Origin of the sequence: Ruminococcus sp. YE282, from assembly GCA_900101355.1 — a bacterium.
In the GTDB taxonomy this organism is placed as follows: domain Bacteria; phylum Bacillota; class Clostridia; order Oscillospirales; family Acutalibacteraceae; genus Ruminococcoides; species Ruminococcoides bromii_A.
Genome location: FMUV01000006.1, coordinates 51348 through 69943 on the forward strand (window position 1 = coordinate 51348; position 18596 = coordinate 69943).

Below are 18596 nucleotides of genomic sequence, written 5' to 3' on the forward strand. Positions count from 1 at the left end.
TTTTATCTATTGAATAAATTATCATATATGCATTTTATACCAAAACACTAAATTTAATTCTTTTAATATTAAAACTTTTGTGATAATAATATGCAATTTATGGAAAATATTATCTTCGATGTTCAATATTCTAAATTAGAATAATAAATACGCTTGAACTCTAATCAAGTAAGAACAAATTAAGTACAATTTATCGGCAAAATAAATACAGTAAATTTTAAAATATGAATAAATAAATGGAATTATTGCACAGGACTTAATTTTGAGTTGATAATTTTTTAACAATCAAAATAGTCATATATTACGATATTCAAAAAAATATTGTTTTATTCTTCGCTATATTGTATAATTGTATGTACAAGTAAATAAATAATTCAAAATTGGAGGTATTTTTATGTCTGAGAAAACTCTTTTTGCTTTCAAGAGCACGTCTGCTCAGGATGAAAAGCTAAAAGAAGTAATTGCAAAGTACAAAGATGTGCCCGGTGCTTTGCTCCCTGTGTTGCAAGAAGCGCAGGGAATTTTCGGTTACCTGCCGATAGAAGTTCAACAGTCTGTGGCTGACGGTTTAGGAATTTCTCTCAGCGAGGTTTATGGCGTTGCAACCTTTTATTCCCAGTTCAGCCTTACCCCAAAGGGCGAACACAGGATAAGCGTCTGTCTGGGTACTGCGTGTTATGTAAAGGGTGCAGACAAAATTCTTGCCGAGCTTGAAAAGAAACTTGGAATCACAAGCGGTGAGTGTACCCCGGACGGAATGTTCTCAATTGATTCCTGTCGCTGTGTGGGGGCGTGCGGACTTGCTCCCGTAATGATGATTGATGATGAGGTGTACGGAAAATTGACTCCTGATCAGGTGGGCAAAATTATTGACAGCTATATTGAGAAAGGGGGCAAATCCGTATGACGCTTGAAGAACTTAACAGAATTAAACAGGAACACGAAAAGATTGTTCAGGTAAGAGAAATTGTGGCTTCTGAGGGTGAGAAGCTTGCAAAAGAAACCGGCTATCGCAAGCAGGTACTTGTTTGCGGAGGTACAGGCTGTACTTCTTCGGGAAGCAAAAAGGTTCTTGACGCACTGCATAAATCTCTCAAGGATAATGGGCTTGAAGATGAAATCCTTGTGGTAAGAACCGGTTGCTTTGGACTTTGCTCTCTGGGCCCGATTATGATTGTGTACCCGGAAGGAGCCTTTTATTCTCAGGCAACTCCCGAGGGTGTTCAAAGAATAGTAAAAGAACATCTTAAAGAGGGAAACATCGTAAAAGACCTCTTATATAAAGAAACAGTACATACCGACGGTTCTATAATTTCATTGTCCGAAACGGATTTTTATAAGAAGCAGTTGAGAATTGCTCTCCGTAACTGCGGCGTTATTGACCCCGAAGATATTAACGAGTATATTGCGGTTGACGGTTATCAAGCCCTTGCAAAGGCGCTGACAACAATGACTCCCGACGATGTAATCAATGAAATTACCGCCTCGGGACTTCGTGGAAGAGGCGGCGGAGGATTCCCGACAGGCAGAAAGTGGTCTTTTGCCAAGGCGAGTGTAAATGATGTAAAGTATGTCTGTTGTAACGCCGATGAGGGAGACCCCGGAGCATTTATGGACCGCTCCATACTTGAAGGCGATCCACAGTGCATCATTGAGGCTATGGCAATTGCAGGTTATGCAATCGGAGCTCATCACGGTTTCGTATATATAAGGGCGGAATATCCAATTGCCGTTCAAAGACTGCAAATTGCAATTGATCAGGCAAGAAGTATGGGCTTTTTGGGCAAGAATATTTTTGGCTCGGGCTTTGACTTTGATATAGAGATTCGCCTTGGAGCCGGTGCTTTTGTATGCGGAGAAGAAACTGCGCTTATGACCTCAATCGAAGGTCATCGAGGCGAACCTCGTCCAAGACCGCCTTTCCCTGCGGTAAAGGGACTTTTTGGCAAACCGACTGTCCTTAACAATGTTGAAACCTATGCAAATATTGCTCAGATTATTTTAAAAGGAAGCGAATGGTTTACTTCAATGGGAACACCGACAAGCCCGGGAACAAAGGTTTTTGCGCTTGGTGGCAAAATTACCAATGTAGGACTTGTTGAAATACCGATGGGCACAACACTTCGTGAAATTATAGAGGAAATCGGCGGAGGTATTCCAAACGGTAAGAAATTTAAGGCTGCTCAGACAGGCGGTCCTTCGGGAGGCTGTATTCCCGCAAAGCATATTGATACGCCTATCGACTATGACAGTCTTATCAAGCTCGGTTCAATGATGGGCTCGGGCGGAATGATTATTCTTGACGAAGATACCTGTATGGTAGATATTGCCAAGTTCTATCTTGAATTTACCGTAGATGAAAGCTGCGGAAAATGTACGCCATGCCGTGTAGGAACTCGCAGACTTCTTCAAATACTCGATAAAATTACAAAGGGAAAAGGTACAATGGAAGACCTTGATAAGATTGAAGAGCTTGCAAAGCATATGCAGCTTTCTTCACTTTGTGCTCTCGGTCAAACTGCCCCAAATCCAATTCTTTCAACAATGAATTATTTCAGAGACGAATATATTGCGCATATTCAGGATAAGACTTGTCCTGCCGCAGTGTGTAAGGCTCTCAAAAAGTATGAAATTATCTCCGATAAGTGCAAGGGCTGTACGCTTTGTGCAAGAAACTGCCCTGCAAATGCTATCACAGGCAAGGTTAAAACACCGCATGTTATTAACCAGGATAAGTGTATTAAGTGCGGCGTATGTATGAATAACTGCCGATTCCGGGCTATTGAAGTGCATTAAGGAGGGGATAATTATGGATATGATAAATCTTACAATTAACGGAATTCCTGTATCGGTGCCGAAAGGTTATACTATTTTGCAGGCTGCAAAGGCAGCAAAAATTGAAATTCCTACTCTCTGCTATTTAAAGGAAATAAATTGTATCGGTTCTTGCCGTGTCTGTATGGTTGAAGTAAAAGGCAGACGAGGACTAACCGCAGCTTGTGTAATTCCGGCAGAAGACGGAATGGAGGTTTTAACAAATACTCCAAAGGTAAGGGCTTCAAGAAAAACAACTATTGAACTTTTGCTCTCTACCCATCATAAAAAATGTTTATCTTGTATCAGAAACAACCACTGTGAACTTCAAAAACTTGCAATGGAATACAATGTTGATGAAGACAGATTCCCGTCAGAAGAACCGGTATATGAGATTGACGACCAATCTCCGTATATCGTTCGTGATAACAATAAGTGTGTAAATTGTATGCGTTGTGTTTCGGTTTGCAAAAATGTGCAGTCTGTGTCTGTTATCGGACCTATTCGCCGCGGATATAAAGTGCACGTTGGTTCACCGTTTGACAGAAGTCTCAATGATTCGCCGTGTGTTGGCTGCGGACAGTGTATTGTAAGTTGTCCCGTCGGCGCTTTATACGAAAAGAGCAATGTAGATGAAGTGTGGGAGGCTCTTGCCGACCCCGATAAATATGTTGTGTTCTACACTGCTCCGTCAATCAGGGCTACTCTTGGAGAAAGTTTTGATATGCCGATAGGTACCAATGTTGAGGGAAAGATGGTTTCGGCAATTCGCAGACTTGGTGTAGACAAGATATTTAATATGGACTTTACAGCCGACCTTACAATACTTGAGGAGGCTAACGAACTTGTGCAGAGAATCACCAATCACGAAACTTTGCCGATGTTCACTTCCTGCTGTCCAGGCTGGGTTAAATTTGCCGAGCATTACTATCCGGAAATGCTTCCGCACCTGTCAAGCTGCAAATCACCTCAGGCAATGTTTGGCGCAATATTAAAAAGCTATTACGCAGAAAAATACAACATCGACCCCGAAAAAATGTTTGTTGTCAGCGTTATTCCCTGTACAGGTAAAAAATTTGAGGTAACACGTCAGGAACTTCGCTCAAAGGAATTTGACGATGTTGACGTTGCACTTACAACGAGAGAGCTTGCAAGGATGATAAAGAGCACAGGCATTGACTTTGCAGACCTGGAAGATGAAGATTATGACGCTCCGTTCAACAAAGCAACGGGCGGTGGCGCAATATTCGGTGCAACAGGCGGTGTCCTTGAAGCTGCTTTGCGTACTGCGGCAAGAATGCTTGACGGCGATTTTAAGGCTGTTGAATTTAAAGAGGTAAGAGGTCCCGAACAGATTAGAGAAGCAAAGTACGAAGTTGCGGGAGTTGAAGTTAAGGTTGCAGTGACCTCAGGGCTTGGTAATGCAAGAAAACTGATTGAAAAAATAAAAAGCGGTGAAGCAGACTACCAAATGGTTGAGGTTATGGCTTGTCCGGGTGGTTGCATTAATGGCGGAGGTCAGCCGATTAGAAGCGATAAAGTCAGCAATTATGTTGATTATAAGGCACTTCGCTCTAAGGCGCTTTATAATTATGATGAAAATTGTGCACTTAGAAGCAGTGACGAGAGCCCCGTGGTTAAGATGATTTATGAAGATTATTTTGAAAAACCCGGAACGCATAAGGCTCACGAACTTCTTCATACCACATATTTGCCGAGAGGGAATCACTGACAGTAATAATCAAATCGGATTCTGCCAATTGGCAGCGGAGAAATATTGTAAAAGTCCTTTTTGAAATTAATTAAAATATATAATTATAAATAATACAGATGTCCCTCACTCCTAAGTCGGCGGGGGACATTTTAAATTCTGGTTAGGATTAGATGCTCCGCTAAAATTCTGAGGAGTCACATTCCTGAGATGTTTATAGTCGGTTGAAAATTCTGCTTTTTGCAAACAAAATAAGTACGATTCTGTTTTAAAAATCAAAGACATGGTCATTACGGAAGATTCCGCAGACTATGTCTTTTGTTTGTTGTTTTTCTATTGAAGAATTATATCAATTCGATTTTTATATTATATAGGCATTATTTAGACGTTTTTAACAAAATTACTTTAAAAAGTTTTACAATGAAATTTTGATTATGTTGCAAATGCAATTGATTTGTTATTATAGCTTATGTACAATATAGATGATGAATTTGAATAGAGATAAGCATTGATATATAATTGAGTTTTTTGTAATTTTGTGGAGTTTTAAAATAAACATAATTTGTTGAAGTTTTCTTTTATTTGTTATGTCAATGCTTATTTCTTTATAACTTTGATACATTCCTTCTATAATCCAATATACCCCCTAAGAAGCAACCGAACAAAGCGTCGGTTGCTTTTTTTGTGTGGTTTTTGCAAAAAAAGGTGAGCGTATTTGCGCTCACCTTTTGAATGTATATATCTATTTACTTTAGCACTGAAATAGCGTCTAAAATCGTTTTTTCAAGTGCTTCTTTTCCGTATTTATCCACCTGGGCTTTGTTTTTCTCGCCGTGAGTAAGGCATCCTGCACCGCCGATACAACCTCCGACGCACGCCATGCCCTCAATAAAGTTTTCTTTCAAAACATTTTTTCTCTTTTTAAGCAGAGCCTTTTTGCACTCCTCAATTCCGTCACATGAAATTGCGTTAAGCTCAAAATCTTCAAGCCCCTGTTCCTTAAGACCTTCGGCAACGGCGTCGGCAAGTCCTCCGCAGCGGGCAAAAATTCTGCCAAAATATGAGGCGTTGTCAAGAACATCTTCATCAAGCGTTGTAATATCAATATCTCGGCTGTCAAACAAAGCCTGAAGTTCCTCAAAAGTAAGCACGGAATCAATATACGGCTTTACAGAATCAAGCTGAGCTTCTGCCTTTTTGGCAACGCACGGTCCTATGAATACAATTTTTGCGTTTTCGGTTGTGTCCTTAATGTATTTTGAAATGGCAGCCATAGGGGAGAGGTTGTGCGAAACATATTGTTTTAACTCAGGGTATGCCTTGTTAACATAGGACACAAACGCAGGACAGCATGAGCTTGTCAAAAATCCTTTTTCGGCAAGTTCTTTTGATTCTGCCTGAGCAACCATATCGGCACCCAAAGCGGCTTCAACAACCGTATGGAAACCGAGTTCTTTTAACCCGCTTATAACCTGACCAAGTTTTGCATATGTAAACTGGCTCGAAATTGACGGAGCGACAACAGCATACAGCTTATATTTTTTGCCTTGTTCGCTTTTCTTAATCAAGTCAATAACATTTAAAATATATGATTTATCTGTAATTGCGCCGAACGGGCACTGATACACACAGGCTCCGCATGAAATGCAGGTATTGTTATCAATTGAAGCGGCATTTTCTTCGTTAATTGCGATAGCCTTGATTTTGCAGGCATTCTGGCACGGCCTTTTTCGATTAATAATGGCTGTGTATGGACAGACTTTTGCGCATTGTCCGCACTCAACGCATTTTGACTTGTCAATATGTGCAACGTGGTTATTGTCATATGAAATAGCTCCTCGTTTGCACACATCCTCACATCTGTGGGCAAGGCATCCTCTGCAAGAATCTGTAACCTCATATCCGGCTGCGGGGCATTCGTCACACGCAATGTCAATAACTTCTACCACATTTGGATTTTCTTTGTTTCCGCCCATAGCCAACTTAACCCGTTCGCCAAGAATAGCACGTTCCTTGTAAACGCAGCATCTCATAGTCGGAGTTTTGCCCGGAACTATGATTTTCGGAATGTCCACAAGTTTTTCAAGTAAGGTTTCATTCCATGCTTGTCTGGCAACTTCCCTGAGCACCTTATATTTAAGGTGTTGGACTTTGGTGTCAAATTTTCTCATCGTTTTAGCACTCCTTAAAATTAACTTACCTTAAAAATAACTCACCTTAATTTTCTTTCCCATTTGTTTCAGAGCTTTTGAAAGTTCCTGAACCAAGTTCATTTTTATGTTAAAGTTAATAGGTAAATCGGGATTTTGATGAGCGGGGTTTACCGCTCTTCCAACATAAAAGTTAATGTCGGTGGCTTCTTCAAAAAGCAGTCTGCAAATCTTTGAAGCACCGTCGTTATTTAAACTCCATATTTCATATTTTTCATTGTCACTCAAATAGTCCTTGGCATATTCAAGAACTTTGTTTATTGTTATAACGCCCTCTGTCACCAAATCAACGCCCTCAATTTCTGCCGTAGGGGGAACATCACTGCTTTCATAATTTAGTGTTGCTCTGATTGGTTTTCCAAGCCATTTTGCGGCAATTGACGAGGTTGTGCCGCCGCATACAATATGTTTGCCGCCTTTAGAGAAAAACAAGCTCATCATTCTGTCGCAGTCATCACGGTTGGATGGCGGTCCAAAAAGCAGATTCATAGGAACTCTTTTTCTTATTCTGACTACGCACGCTGTTGCGTCATCACCCGGTTCACCGCCGTAAAGTTTGTTGCACTCATCAACAAGAATTGTAGATAAAGTTTTTGCAGTGTATCCGGCAGGTGCAAGGCTTTGCATGAACTCTGCAATGTCGTCTCGTTTCCAGCCAAAATTATATGCAATACCGATGCCTGCATGAGGGCATCCGTCACTCATAGCTATAAAAATATCATTTTCCTGAAGTCTGATAACCGACTTGTAGATTTGCTTTCCACCTATACTCATTTCTGTTTCGGGATAATTGTATACTTCTTCGTTGCGAATGAGTATAATGTGCGGATTGTCGAATTGTATCAGTTCGGCAGTCTTGTTGTCAATAAGATGTATTATAGTAAACGTAGAATATGCAACGCCTCTTACCGAACATACCGGCAACGTTGCCGCAATTGTAGAAACACATTCTTCAAGCGACAAGCCCTCTGCCATCATTGTAGATATAATTTTGGATGTCAGCGTTGAAAGAATACTCGCCTTAACGCCGCTTCCGAGTCCGTCCGCAAGCACAATAACCGTTGAGTTTTCACCTTGCTCAACAATGTCAACATGGTCACCGCAAAGCTGTTCGCCGTAATGAAATATACTTTTGTATCCGATATCAGCACATAAATCATTCATCTGCGATAGACTCCTTAAGCTTTGATAATGCAATTTTTGTTTCAGCCGCTGTTTCACCAAGTAATGAAGCAATTTCCTGAACAATTCTCATCTGTTTGTCAACAACTTTATCTGCTACTTCAACGGTTTGTCGGCTGATTTCTTCTTTCTTTTGGTGTTCGTTTTCTTCCTCGGTAACATCGGTCATAATACAGATAAGCATATGGCTCTCTTTTGCGGGAATAACTGTTTGCTCAACAAATCTGTTATATTCTGCAAGATAAATTCTGTCGTTATAAATTCCTTTTTGGGTTTGTTGAACCTTCATAAATATGCCCGGGTCAAGTATTCGTACGACTTGGTCGCCGAGTACATCGGATTCTGAGCGCAGATTTAAAATCTTTAATGCGGCAGAATTAATTTGCTGAACTTCAAGAGCGTCGTTAAGAACAATCAAGCCGTTTGGAGTGTTTTTAACAATTGTATCGGAAAAACTTTCAGCTTTGTCTTTGAGATACGGCAAACACATTGAAATTTCTGCTTTACCCTGAAAAATTGCAATCGCTTTTTCGCGGCAGGTGTCATATCCGCAGGAACCGCAGTTTAATTCCTGTTCGGGTGAGAATTTTCCCATTTGATGCAATATGTTTTGAATTTCATACTCTGATGGGATTTTAGATTTTAATTCTATAATAGAAAAATATTTTCTTATATCGGCTGCATCAGGCTGTGAAACGTCAAAGTCTTTGTCTCCGGCAAAGTTTGCAACTGCCATATAATCTTTTACGGGACTGCGGTGATATTTTTCCATAACGGGGCCGCCAATGCAGCTTCCCACACAAGATGACATCTCAATAAAACAATTGTGAATTTTTCCGCTTTCAATATCCTGAAGAGCGGCAATGCAGTTTTCTACCCCGTCAATGGCAAGATATGTATAGTTTGGATTATCTTTTGCCATAGTTTTAAGAATACCGCCTGTGGTTGGGAAAAATCGTGCCTTGCTTTCTTCAATTTTTGTAATTTCTTTATTTAGCTCAATGTTTTCTTTTTTAAACCATTCTGTAAGTTCCTCAAAGGTCAGCACTGCGTCAACAATATCGTCATAGTGTTCCGCTTCATCCTTTTTTGCTACGCAAGGACCGATAAATACTGTCTTTGCGTTAGGAATACGTTGCTTTATGTCTTTGCAGTGAGCCTGCATAGGGGAAAGAACGTCCGCAAGACATTCAAGTTCCTTTGGAAAATATTTTTGAATAAGCAAATTAATTGAGTGACAGCAAGACGATATTATTACATCTCTGTTGTCTTCGTCAACCATTCTGTCATACTCTTTTTTTACAATGGTCGCACCGATTGCGGTTTCTTCCGCATCATAAAATCCAAGTTTTTTTAAGGCTTCTCTCATAGCACCAATGCCGACGCCGTCGTAATTAGCAATGAAAGACGGTGCAAGACTTACAACGACGGGATTTCCGCTTTGAATAAGAACGCGAACTTTTTCTGTTTCATCAACAATCTGTTTCGCGTTCTGTGGACAGACCACAAAGCAATGACCGCACAGAATACATTCGTTATTGATAATATGTGCTTGGTTTCCCGAAAACCGAATTGATTTTACAGGACAATGGCGTATGCATTTGTAGCAGTTCTTACAATTTGATTTTTTCAGCGTCAAACAGTCCTGCACTTTTATCACTCACTTTCTTTTTCTAATCTTGTAAGCACGTTTTCGTTAAAAAAGCTTTCAAAACTATCCGGTGTTACTCCGGTAAAAATATCATCGTCAATCTGAATCGTAACACCTATGCGATTGCACTTCCCGATACAAAAACTTCCTGCAAGTGTAACCTCGTTATCCAGATTATATTTTTCAACAGCATTTTGAAATAACTTTACAAGTTGTTCACTGCCCTTGAGATGACAGGACGAACCAACACAGATTTGTATTATCATAGCTGCACCTTAGCCTTGACTGATTTTGCAAAAAAGTCTTCTACTGTGTTCGGAGTTACGGAATGAAATTCATCATCAACCGTCACACAAACTCCCTGCTGACATTTGTTCATACAAAAAGTTCCGCCTAGTTCAACTTTATCGCCCAGGTTATTTTTTTCGATAAGTTCCTGAAGCAGATGCACCACTTGGCGTGAACCCTTAATGTGGCAGGAAGAACCTATACATACTGTAATTTTCATTGTCTCTCTCCTTTTAATTTTGTTATTTATTCGTAGTCAACAACATTTACCCAATTAAGTAAAAAATCCCGCTCATGTTCATTGCTCTCAATTAACCTTGATGCTGCAACAATCGGCATCCATTTTTGCACGTATTGTTTTGCCGTATTACTTTTTTGACAGAACAGTTTTAGATACTCATTAGCAGTATTTTTATCATATCCAAGATAGAGTGAAAGGTACGTTTGTGCTGCGTCGGCAGAAGCATTGCCCTGCGCAGCGTGCGACCAATCAATAATATACGGCGTGCCGTTGTCAGTAATTATCACATTAGGCGGACAAAAATCTCCGTGACAGACTTTATTGTGCTTTGGCATTCCCTCAAGGCGTGTATGTAAATCAAATCTTGTGATTGCATCAAGGTCTGTTGCCATTATTTTGTAATTCATCTTATCTTTAAGCTTATTAAGAAGTCTGCAAGTCTTAGTATGAATTTCAACTTGGAGATTTACGAGCATTTCAAGATATTTTTCTGTTTCATCTTTATTTTCTTTCATAAACTGTGAGAGTGTTTTTCCTTTGATGTATTGAGAAACAATAGCCCATTTTCCGTCAACCATAGTAACTTCAAGAATTTTTGGTATATTAAGCCCGATTTCTTCAATTCTTGCCTGATTAAGAGCTTCGTTGAGCACATCGGCTTTTGAGTAATTGTTGTTAAAAACTTTAACACACTTGTCTCCGTCACGATAAATGGTTTTGGTATTTCGTACTGCTATGACTCTGTCAAGGTTCATCTTGTTCCTCCAATTAATTCTATATTATCAATCATTTATATTTTAACATAAATTAAATTACATTTCTACCGATTTAAATAAAATATTTACGAATTACATAGTTTTTACAGCATTTTTGACAATATAAAACATAGATTTTGAAATAATAATCAGTAAAAAACTTCACAAAACCCTATTAAGAAACTTGTAAAACGAATCTATAAATAAAGGATCTAAAAAGGGCTCTAATAAAAGTTGGAATAATAAATAGCCTTAAAGATATTTGAAGTATTACTTTTTAGTATAGTATATTTTATGAGTTTAGATGACTAAATAAAATACGCTCAAGCAACTATTGCTGCTTGAGCGTTTAATATCTGAATTGTGATGAAAATTTCACTTCAACAGATGAAATTTATTTTGATTCCGTAATTGGGGATAGTTAACTGTACTTTGGACTCACCCCTTAATCAAAATTTTATTGTTTTGTTTAAGAATTAAGTATTACATTGGAATAATCTCCTGCTAAAATACTCTGTAAATTTACAATTATTAATAATATATTAACTATAAAGATTCAAAATATTTTATTTAATCATTTGATTTTCGATTCTTACGTTATTTGTCATTAAAATTAACGAAAAACTATTTCATTAATGTAAACTTAATATGTCATTGGAAAAATCTCCAATCGAATTATTTTATGTATCCGTACTTAGTTACACTAAGCAAAAGCTTAAATTCTCATTGGTCCAACCACCGTAAACAAATTTTTACTAATATTAAATTATAATTAAGTTCCGTTTTATTCCCAATACAATGAGTTTTAATTAACATTCACATATTGAGGCAATACAATCTGCGAATATACGAAATAATATATTAAATGAAAGTTTATTTTCTAACTTAAATCAGATTGTATGTTTGCATCAAAGCATATACTTGATTAAAAATAGATATGTTTAATAACATTAAAATTATCAGTTGCTTTGTCACAATCGGTTAGCTTTAATTTCTACTTAATGTATCGGGAGTTAATTGTTAGGTGGCAAGCTCCGTAAGTAGTTTTTAATGTGATTGTATAAAGGTCTTTTTACTTTCATGTTTAAAACCTCCTTAACTTTTATCTTGTCTATATTATACATAATGAAATCAACATTGTCAATAGATTTATTGAAAATATTTATAATTTTATTTTATCTAAATCTATTGAATACACTTTGTAAAAATGATATAATTAAAATATTGGGGTCTAAAAAATTATAATTTTCATAAAACACAAAAACGCAGCAGACAAGCCGTTTCAGGTTACTTTGGCTTATCTGCTGCGTTTAAATTTTGGCGGAGAGAAGGGGATTCGAACCCCTGGTACGGTGATTACCGTACACATGATTTCCAATCATGCTCCTTCGGCCAACTCGGACATCTCTCCAAACACTGTTGTTTATTATAACAAATCAAATCACAAAAATCAAGTATAAATTTTAAGTTAAAGTTATTGTTTTTAAAAGTGTGTTAATAAACTGTATAATAAGCAAAGTATTACATTCTGACCTAATCTTTATAAAGCATAATACGGCTCAACAGTTGAAATTTTTATACAAAATCTGTATAATAAAATATGTTTGAATAAATCTAAAGAATGAAGGGATATAATGAATTCGTCTATAAACGATTTTTTTGGTTATGTAAAAAATAAAAAGGTAGCCTTTATAGGAATCGGAACAAGCAATCTTCCTCTTATAAAGATGTTTTCCGATAAGGGTGCAAAGGTTATTGCCTGTGATAAAAAAGACTTTAATTCTCTCGGTGGAAACGGAATTAAAGCCGAAGAGTACGGTGCCAAACTTATTTTGGGCGAAAATTATCTTTCAAATATTGACGCAGATATTGTTTTCAGAAGCCCGGGAACACCGTTCTATAAAGATGAACTTGTATCTTTACGCAAAAACGGTGTCGTGCTTACTTCTGAAATGGAAGTTTTCTTTGACTTGTGCCCGTGCAAAGTTATTGCAGTTACAGGTTCGGACGGAAAAACCACAACCACTACAATTATATCTGAATTTTTAAAGGCAAGCGGACAAAACGTACACCTTGGAGGTAATATCGGAAAACCGCTTTTGCCCGAGATTGAATCTGTTAAACCAACCGATTACGCAGTGGTTGAACTTTCAAGTTTTCAGCTCATATCAATGCGCCGCAGTCCCGATGTTGCCGTAGTAACAAATCTTGCACCGAATCATCTTGACATTCATAAGGATATGCAGGAATATATTGACGCTAAAAAGAATATTATTTTACATCAGTCTGCATTTTCTAAGGCTGTGTTGAATCTTGACAATGATATAACCAACGGTTTTTCAAATGATGTCAGAGGCAGTCTTGCCAAATTCAGTGTTAAAGAAAAGTTGTACAATGGCGCGTATCTTGACGGAACAACAATTTGTTACAGCGATTACGGTAAGGTTACTAAAATTATGGATATTAAGGATATAAAGATTCCGGGAATGCATAATGTTGAGAACTATCTTGCCGCTATTTCTGCCGTTTGGGGAATAGTAGATACAGAAACTATTGTAAAGGTTGCCAAAACATTTGGCGGCGTTGAACACAGAGCAGAATTTGTGCGTGAATTTAACGGTGTTAAATATTACAATGACTCAATAGCTTCAAGTCCGACAAGAACAGCTCTCGGCACATTGTCGCTGTACGATGAAAAAATAATTATTATTGCAGGCGGTTATGATAAGCACATACCGTATGAACCGCTTGGCCCGGTTATAAACGATAAAGTTAAAGTTCTTATATTGCTTGGCAACACTGCACCAAAGATTGAAGAAGCTGTTAAAAAAGCAGATAATTATGATGAAAATACTATAAAAATAATTAATGTAAACAATATGGAAGAAGCTGTAAAGGCTGCGGTTGAAAATTCCGAATCAGGCGACATTGTTTCATTATCGCCGGCAAGTGCAAGTTTCGGATTATACAAGAATTTTGAAGAAAGAGGAAATCACTTTAAGTCAATTGTAAACGGTTTAAAGTAAAATAAATATGGATATTAAAAATCTAATTTTTGAACTATGTTCATCGGGCGGCGTTTCGGGCAGCGAAGAGCCTGCAATCGAAATCGCAAACAAGTATCTCAATAATTTTGCGGAAGTGTCAACCGACCGGAACGGAAATCTTTACGCCGTATTAGGAAACAAAGATGCGGACAAAACCATACTTCTTGACGCACATATTGACCGCATTGGTTTTATGGTAACAGATATCAACAGCAACGGTTTTGTAAAGGTTGATAAATGCGGGGGGATTGACGTCAGAGTTTTGCAGGACAGCGAACTTGTTTTGCAAAAAAATAATAACATAACTGGAATCGTTTGTTGCCTTCCTCCTCATCTCAGCGACGGAAAGGAAGATAAGGCAACGCCAATCAGCAAAACTTGGGTTGACTTTGGTATGCCGTACGACGAGGTAAAAAAGCATATCAAAATTGGAGATGTTCTTACTTATCACTCTGTGCCAAAAGAGCTTCTGAACGGCAGAATTGCCGCCCCTGCACTTGATAACAGATGCAGCGTGGCTGCATTGATACGATGTGCAGAGATTTTAAGTGATTACGATAATCTAAAATACAAGGTTGTTGTTTTGTTCAGTTCTCAGGAAGAGACTTTTGGAACCGGTGCAAAAACAGGCGCATATAAAACAGACGCAGACGAAGCAATATCCGTTGATGTAAGTTTTGCTTCACAGCCTGATATTTCGGGTCAATATTCAAAAATTGAGCTTGCAAAGGGGCCTATGATTTGCATTTCTCCTATTCTAAACAGGGAAATGTCAGACAAATTAATTAGCATAGCTTCGGATAATAAAATACCGTATCAAACAGAACCGATATCAGGTTTAACAGGTACAAACGCAGACCATATATCCGTTACAAAGGGCGGAGTAAAAACTTCGGTGGTGTCTATTCCGCAAAGATATATGCATACTACAAATGAAGTAATAGATATTGAGGATGTTGAAAATACTTCAAAGCTGATTGCCGAGTATATTAAGTGCGGAGGTGCATTTGATGATTGATTATGAATTGTTAAAAAAGCTTTGTACCGCCAATGGTATCTCAGGCGATGAAAACAGCGTGAGAGGTATAATACTTGATGAAATTAAACAATATGCCGACGATGTAAAAATTGATAATCTTGGCAATATTCTTGTTCATAAAGCAGGAAAATCAAAGCCGATGTCCCGACTTATGCTTTCGGCACATATGGATGAAGTCGGACTTATGGTTACAGATATAACCTCAGACGGCTTTATTAAATTTGATGAGGTCGGCGGAATTGACAAGCGCATTTTGCCCGGAAAGTCTGTGACTTTCGGAAAGAAAAAAATCAACGGAGTAATCGGAGTAAAACCTATACACCTTTGCAGAGGCGATGAAAGTACTGAAATTTCAAAATTGTCGGATATGTATATTGACATTGGCGCAAACAGCAAAGAGAATGTGCTTGAGTATGTAAGTTACGGCGACAGCATTAATTTTGCCTCTTCTTATTCCGAAAATGATTATGTAATAAAATCAAAGGCAATTGACGACAGATTCGGTTGCTTGGTGTTGATTGACCTTATAAAGAGCGACCTTGAGTACGATATGGATTTTGCCTTTGTTGTGCAAGAGGAAGTTGGACTTAGAGGGGCAAAAGTTGCCGCATATTCAATAGACCCGCAATATGCAATAGTTATTGAAACTACCACCGCAGCCGATATTCCGGGAGTAGATGAAACAGGAAGCGTTTGCACACTTGGACAGGGCGCGGTAATTTCGGTTATGGACAGGCGTACAATTTATGACAAAGAAATGGTAGCGCTTGCGTTTGAATGTGCGGATGAAATCGGAGTAAAGGCGCAGTATAAGCGTGCAGTTGCAGGCGGAAATGATTCGGGCGTGATTCATCAGAGCAGAGGCGGAGTGCGAACTCTCGCAATTTCTCTGCCGTGCAGATACCTTCACTCTCCAAATTGCATTGCCGATAAATCCGACTGTGAAAGCATTTTAAAACTTGCACAAAAGATGTCAGTGCTCATAGCATCGGGAAAATTAAACGTTAAGGAGAATTTTTAATGATTGTTTCTGCAAATGAAGCAAGTGATTTTCTAAAATCAATAACAGGATTTTCGGATTGTGACCCGTTTGCCTGCCGAATAATTTCGCTTTATAACAGTTATAATCCAGAACTTGCGTTTGTGGACTACTGGATGACGGCAGACGATGTCAGCGGTAAGTGTACAGGGGCAATTGCAAGAAACGGAAGCAATTTTATTCTGTTCTTAACAGATAACAGCGACTTGGACGAAATATCTTCTTTTATGCGTGTCGCAGGTGCATCGGGAGCAATTTGCAACGGAAAATACAGCCTTAAGGTTTTTGGCGGAAAATGTGTTACAGGTTCTGTTCTTGTAAGGAAAGAGCCGTTTGAAAATTTGAACGATAATCTTAAAATTGCCACGCCTGAAATTAAAGACGCATACAATTTAATTGTAAAATGCGCCGATGAAAATTTCACACCGCCGCCGTTTGAAAATTTTTATGTTGACGTAAATCACAAGCTTCGACACAACACCATGAGAATGTACGGGATTTTTGAAAATGAATCTCCTGTTGCCGTTGCAATGACGGTTGCCGAAAGTGACAACGGTGCGGTTCTGGGTGCTGTTGCTTCATCACCGGAGTATAGAAGTCACGGTTATGGCTCAAGCATAGTAAAATACATAACTAACCGTTTAGTAGCTGAAAACAAAGCGGTTTATTTGCACAGAGCCAAAAACGCAAACGTTTCGTTTTATAATAATCTTGGATTTAAAGAAACGGGAATATGGAAAGAGTATTTTTTTGAAAGGTGATATTTTGAGTTTTTTTGATATAGATAAGGAAGTAATATCTGCTTCAGAAAAGGCTATGGAGCTTTGCAAAGACAAATTTGCGGAAATTGAAGATATTCAGGAATACAACCAGGTAAAAATGATAAAAGCCTTTCAGAACGCAGGGGTCAGAGAAAGCTTTTTTGCCGCTTCAACAGGTTACGGATATGATGATTTTGGCAGAGACGCACTTGACAGGGTGTATGCTTTTGCCTTTGACGCCGAGGACGCTTTGGTAAGACACAGTTTTGCAAGCGGTACACACACACTTACGGTGGCTCTGTTTGGAATTTTGAGACCGAACGACACTATGCTTTGCGTGACAGGAATGCCGTATGACACAATTCAAAGTGCAATCGGAATTGAGGGCAATTACTCAGGCTCATTAAGGGATTTTGACATTAACTTTGAAATGACCGATTTAAAGTCGGACGGCACACCCGACTATGAGCAAATTGAAAAGGACATTAAAGAAAAAAAGCCGAAGATGGTTTATATTCAGCGCTCAAGAGGATACTGCCTCAGACCGTCTTTAACATATCGTGAAATCAAAAAAATCTGTGATATTTCAAAAAAGGCTTCGCCAAATTCAATTATAATGCTTGACAACTGTTACGGAGAATTTGTTGAAAAGGTTGAACCGCTTTCTGTCGGTGTTGATATTATTGCAGGCTCGCTGATTAAGAACCCGGGCGGCGGAATTGCCCCAACGGGGGGATATATTGCCGGCAGGAAAGATCTTGTTGAAATGTGTTCTTACCGCCTTACAACACCGGGAACCGGCAAAGAAATCGGCGCAACGCTTGGAATCAACCGTGAACTTTTTATGGGTGCATATCATGCACCGCACGTTACGGGTGAAGCACTAAAAACCGCTGTATTTGCTTCTGCTTTATTTGAAATACTCGGTTATGACACTACACCGAAATACTCCGATAACAGGGGAGACATTATTCAGCTTATTATGCTTGGAAACGAAAAAAGTCTTACAAGCTTTTGCAGGGGTATTCAGAGCGGTTCGGCTGTTGACAGCTTTGTCACACCTGTTGCTTCGGATATGCCCGGATATGAAAGCCAAGTAATTATGGCAGCGGGAGCTTTTACTCTCGGTTCATCAATCGAATTGTCAGCCGATGCTCCGCTTAGAGAACCGTATGCGGTTTGGATGCAGGGCGGACTTAATTTTCACGGCGGAAAATTGGGAATAATGCTTGCCGCCGACAGCATTTTAAAGGCTAAGGACTAATTTGAATGGGGCAAATGAGCTGCTTTGTTTGTAGGTAGCGGAGCTTTTGATTCAGACTATAACATAATTATCTTACATATAATAAGTCAATAAAAAGAAGAATCTCTTTTTAACATCTGATAAAAGGAGATTCTTTATATTTATTAGTATAAAATTGTAAATAAGCAGTCATTACAAAAAAGTCGGACTTTATTGATTTTTCATGAAGTATTTTATAATATCCTGACGTGTGACAATACCTATAAATGTTCCCCTGCCGTCGGTTACGGGAACAAAGTTTTGTTTAAGAGCTCGGTCAAGGAGTTCGTCCATAGTAACTTCAATATTTACGGCAGGGTTAAAGTCCTTGCGGATAATGTCGCTGACAAAGTGCTTTTCCTGCTCCTTTAAGTTGTTGTTTTGCTTATCAAGAATATAATACAGAAAATCCCCCTCGCTGACAGTGCCGACATATTTTCCGTCCTTTGATATTACCGGTATTGCAGTGTAGCTGTGTGCTCGAAGTTTTTCTATTCCTTGTCTTAATGTGTTTTTATCATAAATATATTTTATAGTATCTTTTGGCTTTAGTAACATTATTACGTTCATAACTTC

The 18596-nt window shown here is 38.6% G+C and carries 15 protein-coding genes and 1 tRNA gene; 8 read left to right on the forward strand and 8 right to left on the reverse strand.

What is annotated here, in order from left to right:
* The first annotated feature begins 394 nt into the window (after positions 1-394).
* Genes nuoE through BLP46_RS03765 form a run of 3 tightly spaced genes read left to right on the forward strand, consistent with a single transcriptional unit; the run spans position 395 to position 4546 of the window.
* Positions 395-907, forward strand: coding sequence for an NADH-quinone oxidoreductase subunit NuoE (gene nuoE, locus BLP46_RS03755; RefSeq protein WP_092975837.1), 513 nt, complete (start codon positions 395-397; stop codon positions 905-907).
* Complete coding sequence (gene nuoF, locus BLP46_RS03760; protein WP_092975840.1) at positions 904-2796, forward strand: NADH-quinone oxidoreductase subunit NuoF; 1893 nt, start codon at positions 904-906, stop codon at positions 2794-2796. Before nuoE ends, nuoF begins: the two co-directional genes overlap by 4 nt.
* A gap of 13 nt (positions 2797-2809) precedes the next feature.
* On the forward strand, positions 2810-4546 hold the full coding sequence (locus tag BLP46_RS03765; protein ID WP_092975843.1) for an NADH-dependent [FeFe] hydrogenase, group A6: 1737 nt from the start codon (positions 2810-2812) through the stop codon (positions 4544-4546).
* A gap of 725 nt (positions 4547-5271) precedes the next feature.
* Here BLP46_RS03765 and BLP46_RS03770 read toward each other — a convergent pair.
* The 7 genes from BLP46_RS03770 to BLP46_RS03800 form a co-directional block, all read right to left on the reverse strand.
* A complete protein-coding gene (locus BLP46_RS03770; RefSeq protein ID WP_092975846.1) occupies positions 5272-6696 on the reverse strand; it encodes a 4Fe-4S dicluster domain-containing protein in 1425 nt (474 codons plus the stop codon).
* Between the two features lie 30 nt (positions 6697-6726).
* Positions 6727-7899, reverse strand: coding sequence for a SpoIIE family protein phosphatase (locus BLP46_RS03775; protein ID WP_092975849.1), 1173 nt, complete (start codon positions 7897-7899; stop codon positions 6727-6729).
* A complete protein-coding gene (locus tag BLP46_RS03780; RefSeq protein ID WP_092975915.1) occupies positions 7892-9568 on the reverse strand; it encodes a [Fe-Fe] hydrogenase large subunit C-terminal domain-containing protein in 1677 nt (558 codons plus the stop codon). Before BLP46_RS03780 ends, BLP46_RS03775 begins: the two co-directional genes overlap by 8 nt.
* A 5-nt stretch (positions 9569-9573) precedes the next feature.
* A complete protein-coding gene (locus BLP46_RS03785; protein WP_092975852.1) occupies positions 9574-9834 on the reverse strand; it encodes a (2Fe-2S) ferredoxin domain-containing protein in 261 nt (86 codons plus the stop codon).
* Positions 9831-10094 (reverse strand): (2Fe-2S) ferredoxin domain-containing protein, encoded by a 264-nt coding sequence (locus BLP46_RS03790; protein WP_318259457.1) that lies wholly within the window; start codon positions 10092-10094, stop codon positions 9831-9833. The genes BLP46_RS03785 and BLP46_RS03790 overlap by 4 nt, the downstream gene beginning before the upstream one ends.
* An 8-nt stretch (positions 10095-10102) precedes the next feature.
* Complete coding sequence (locus BLP46_RS03795) at positions 10103-10852, reverse strand: phosphotransferase (protein ID WP_092975859.1); 750 nt, start codon at positions 10850-10852, stop codon at positions 10103-10105.
* A gap of 1318 nt (positions 10853-12170) precedes the next feature.
* Positions 12171-12263: transfer RNA gene (locus tag BLP46_RS03800), tRNA-Ser, on the reverse strand.
* 223 nt (positions 12264-12486) lie between these two features.
* Here BLP46_RS03800 and murD point away from each other — a divergent pair.
* From murD to BLP46_RS03825, 5 genes are read left to right on the forward strand one after another with little or no spacing between them, the layout of a single operon-like run.
* Entirely contained in the window at positions 12487-13878 is a 1392-nt protein-coding gene (murD, locus tag BLP46_RS03805) for a UDP-N-acetylmuramoyl-L-alanine--D-glutamate ligase (RefSeq protein WP_092975862.1), read from the forward strand.
* Positions 13879-13885: 7 nt separating this feature from the next.
* Positions 13886-14917 (forward strand): M20/M25/M40 family metallo-hydrolase, encoded by a 1032-nt coding sequence (locus tag BLP46_RS03810; RefSeq protein ID WP_092975865.1) that lies wholly within the window; start codon positions 13886-13888, stop codon positions 14915-14917.
* The gene (locus BLP46_RS03815) at positions 14910-15959 is read left to right on the forward strand and encodes a M42 family metallopeptidase (RefSeq protein ID WP_092975868.1); all 1050 of its coding nucleotides are present in this window, start codon (positions 14910-14912) and stop codon (positions 15957-15959) included. Before BLP46_RS03810 ends, BLP46_RS03815 begins: the two co-directional genes overlap by 8 nt.
* Positions 15959-16738 carry a GNAT family N-acetyltransferase gene (locus BLP46_RS03820; RefSeq protein ID WP_092975871.1) on the forward strand — a complete coding sequence of 260 codons (780 nt, stop codon included), beginning with the start codon at positions 15959-15961 and terminating at the stop codon, positions 16736-16738. The genes BLP46_RS03815 and BLP46_RS03820 overlap by 1 nt, the downstream gene beginning before the upstream one ends.
* A 4-nt stretch (positions 16739-16742) precedes the next feature.
* Positions 16743-18002, forward strand: coding sequence for a methionine gamma-lyase family protein (locus BLP46_RS03825; RefSeq protein ID WP_092975918.1), 1260 nt, complete (start codon positions 16743-16745; stop codon positions 18000-18002).
* A 189-nt stretch (positions 18003-18191) separates the two neighbouring features.
* On the opposite strand, the gene BLP46_RS03830 is transcribed toward BLP46_RS03825, so the two are convergent.
* Positions 18192-18590: a CBS domain-containing protein gene (locus tag BLP46_RS03830; protein ID WP_092975874.1), complete on the reverse strand. Its 399-nt coding sequence runs from the start codon at positions 18588-18590 to the stop codon at positions 18192-18194.
* Positions 18591-18596 lie beyond the last annotated feature (6 nt).

Coding starts and splice junctions, on each gene's coding strand:
- nuoE (WP_092975837.1), top strand. CDS start 395: ATGTCTGAGAAAACTCTTTTTGCTTTCAAGAGCACGTCTGCTCAGGAT.
- BLP46_RS03820 (WP_092975871.1), top strand. CDS start 15,959: ATGATTGTTTCTGCAAATGAAGCAAGTGATTTTCTAAAATCAATAACA.
- BLP46_RS03785 (WP_092975852.1), bottom strand. CDS start 9,834: ATGATAATACAAATCTGTGTTGGTTCGTCCTGTCATCTCAAGGGCAGT.
- BLP46_RS03830 (WP_092975874.1), bottom strand. CDS start 18,590: ATGAACGTAATAATGTTACTAAAGCCAAAAGATACTATAAAATATATT.
- BLP46_RS03775 (WP_092975849.1), bottom strand. CDS start 7,899: ATGAATGATTTATGTGCTGATATCGGATACAAAAGTATATTTCATTAC.
- nuoF (WP_092975840.1), top strand. CDS start 904: ATGACGCTTGAAGAACTTAACAGAATTAAACAGGAACACGAAAAGATT.
- BLP46_RS03810 (WP_092975865.1), top strand. CDS start 13,886: ATGGATATTAAAAATCTAATTTTTGAACTATGTTCATCGGGCGGCGTT.
- BLP46_RS03770 (WP_092975846.1), bottom strand. CDS start 6,696: ATGAGAAAATTTGACACCAAAGTCCAACACCTTAAATATAAGGTGCTC.
- murD (WP_092975862.1), top strand. CDS start 12,487: ATGAATTCGTCTATAAACGATTTTTTTGGTTATGTAAAAAATAAAAAG.
- BLP46_RS03765 (WP_092975843.1), top strand. CDS start 2,810: ATGGATATGATAAATCTTACAATTAACGGAATTCCTGTATCGGTGCCG.
- BLP46_RS03795 (WP_092975859.1), bottom strand. CDS start 10,852: ATGAACCTTGACAGAGTCATAGCAGTACGAAATACCAAAACCATTTAT.
- BLP46_RS03815 (WP_092975868.1), top strand. CDS start 14,910: ATGATTGATTATGAATTGTTAAAAAAGCTTTGTACCGCCAATGGTATC.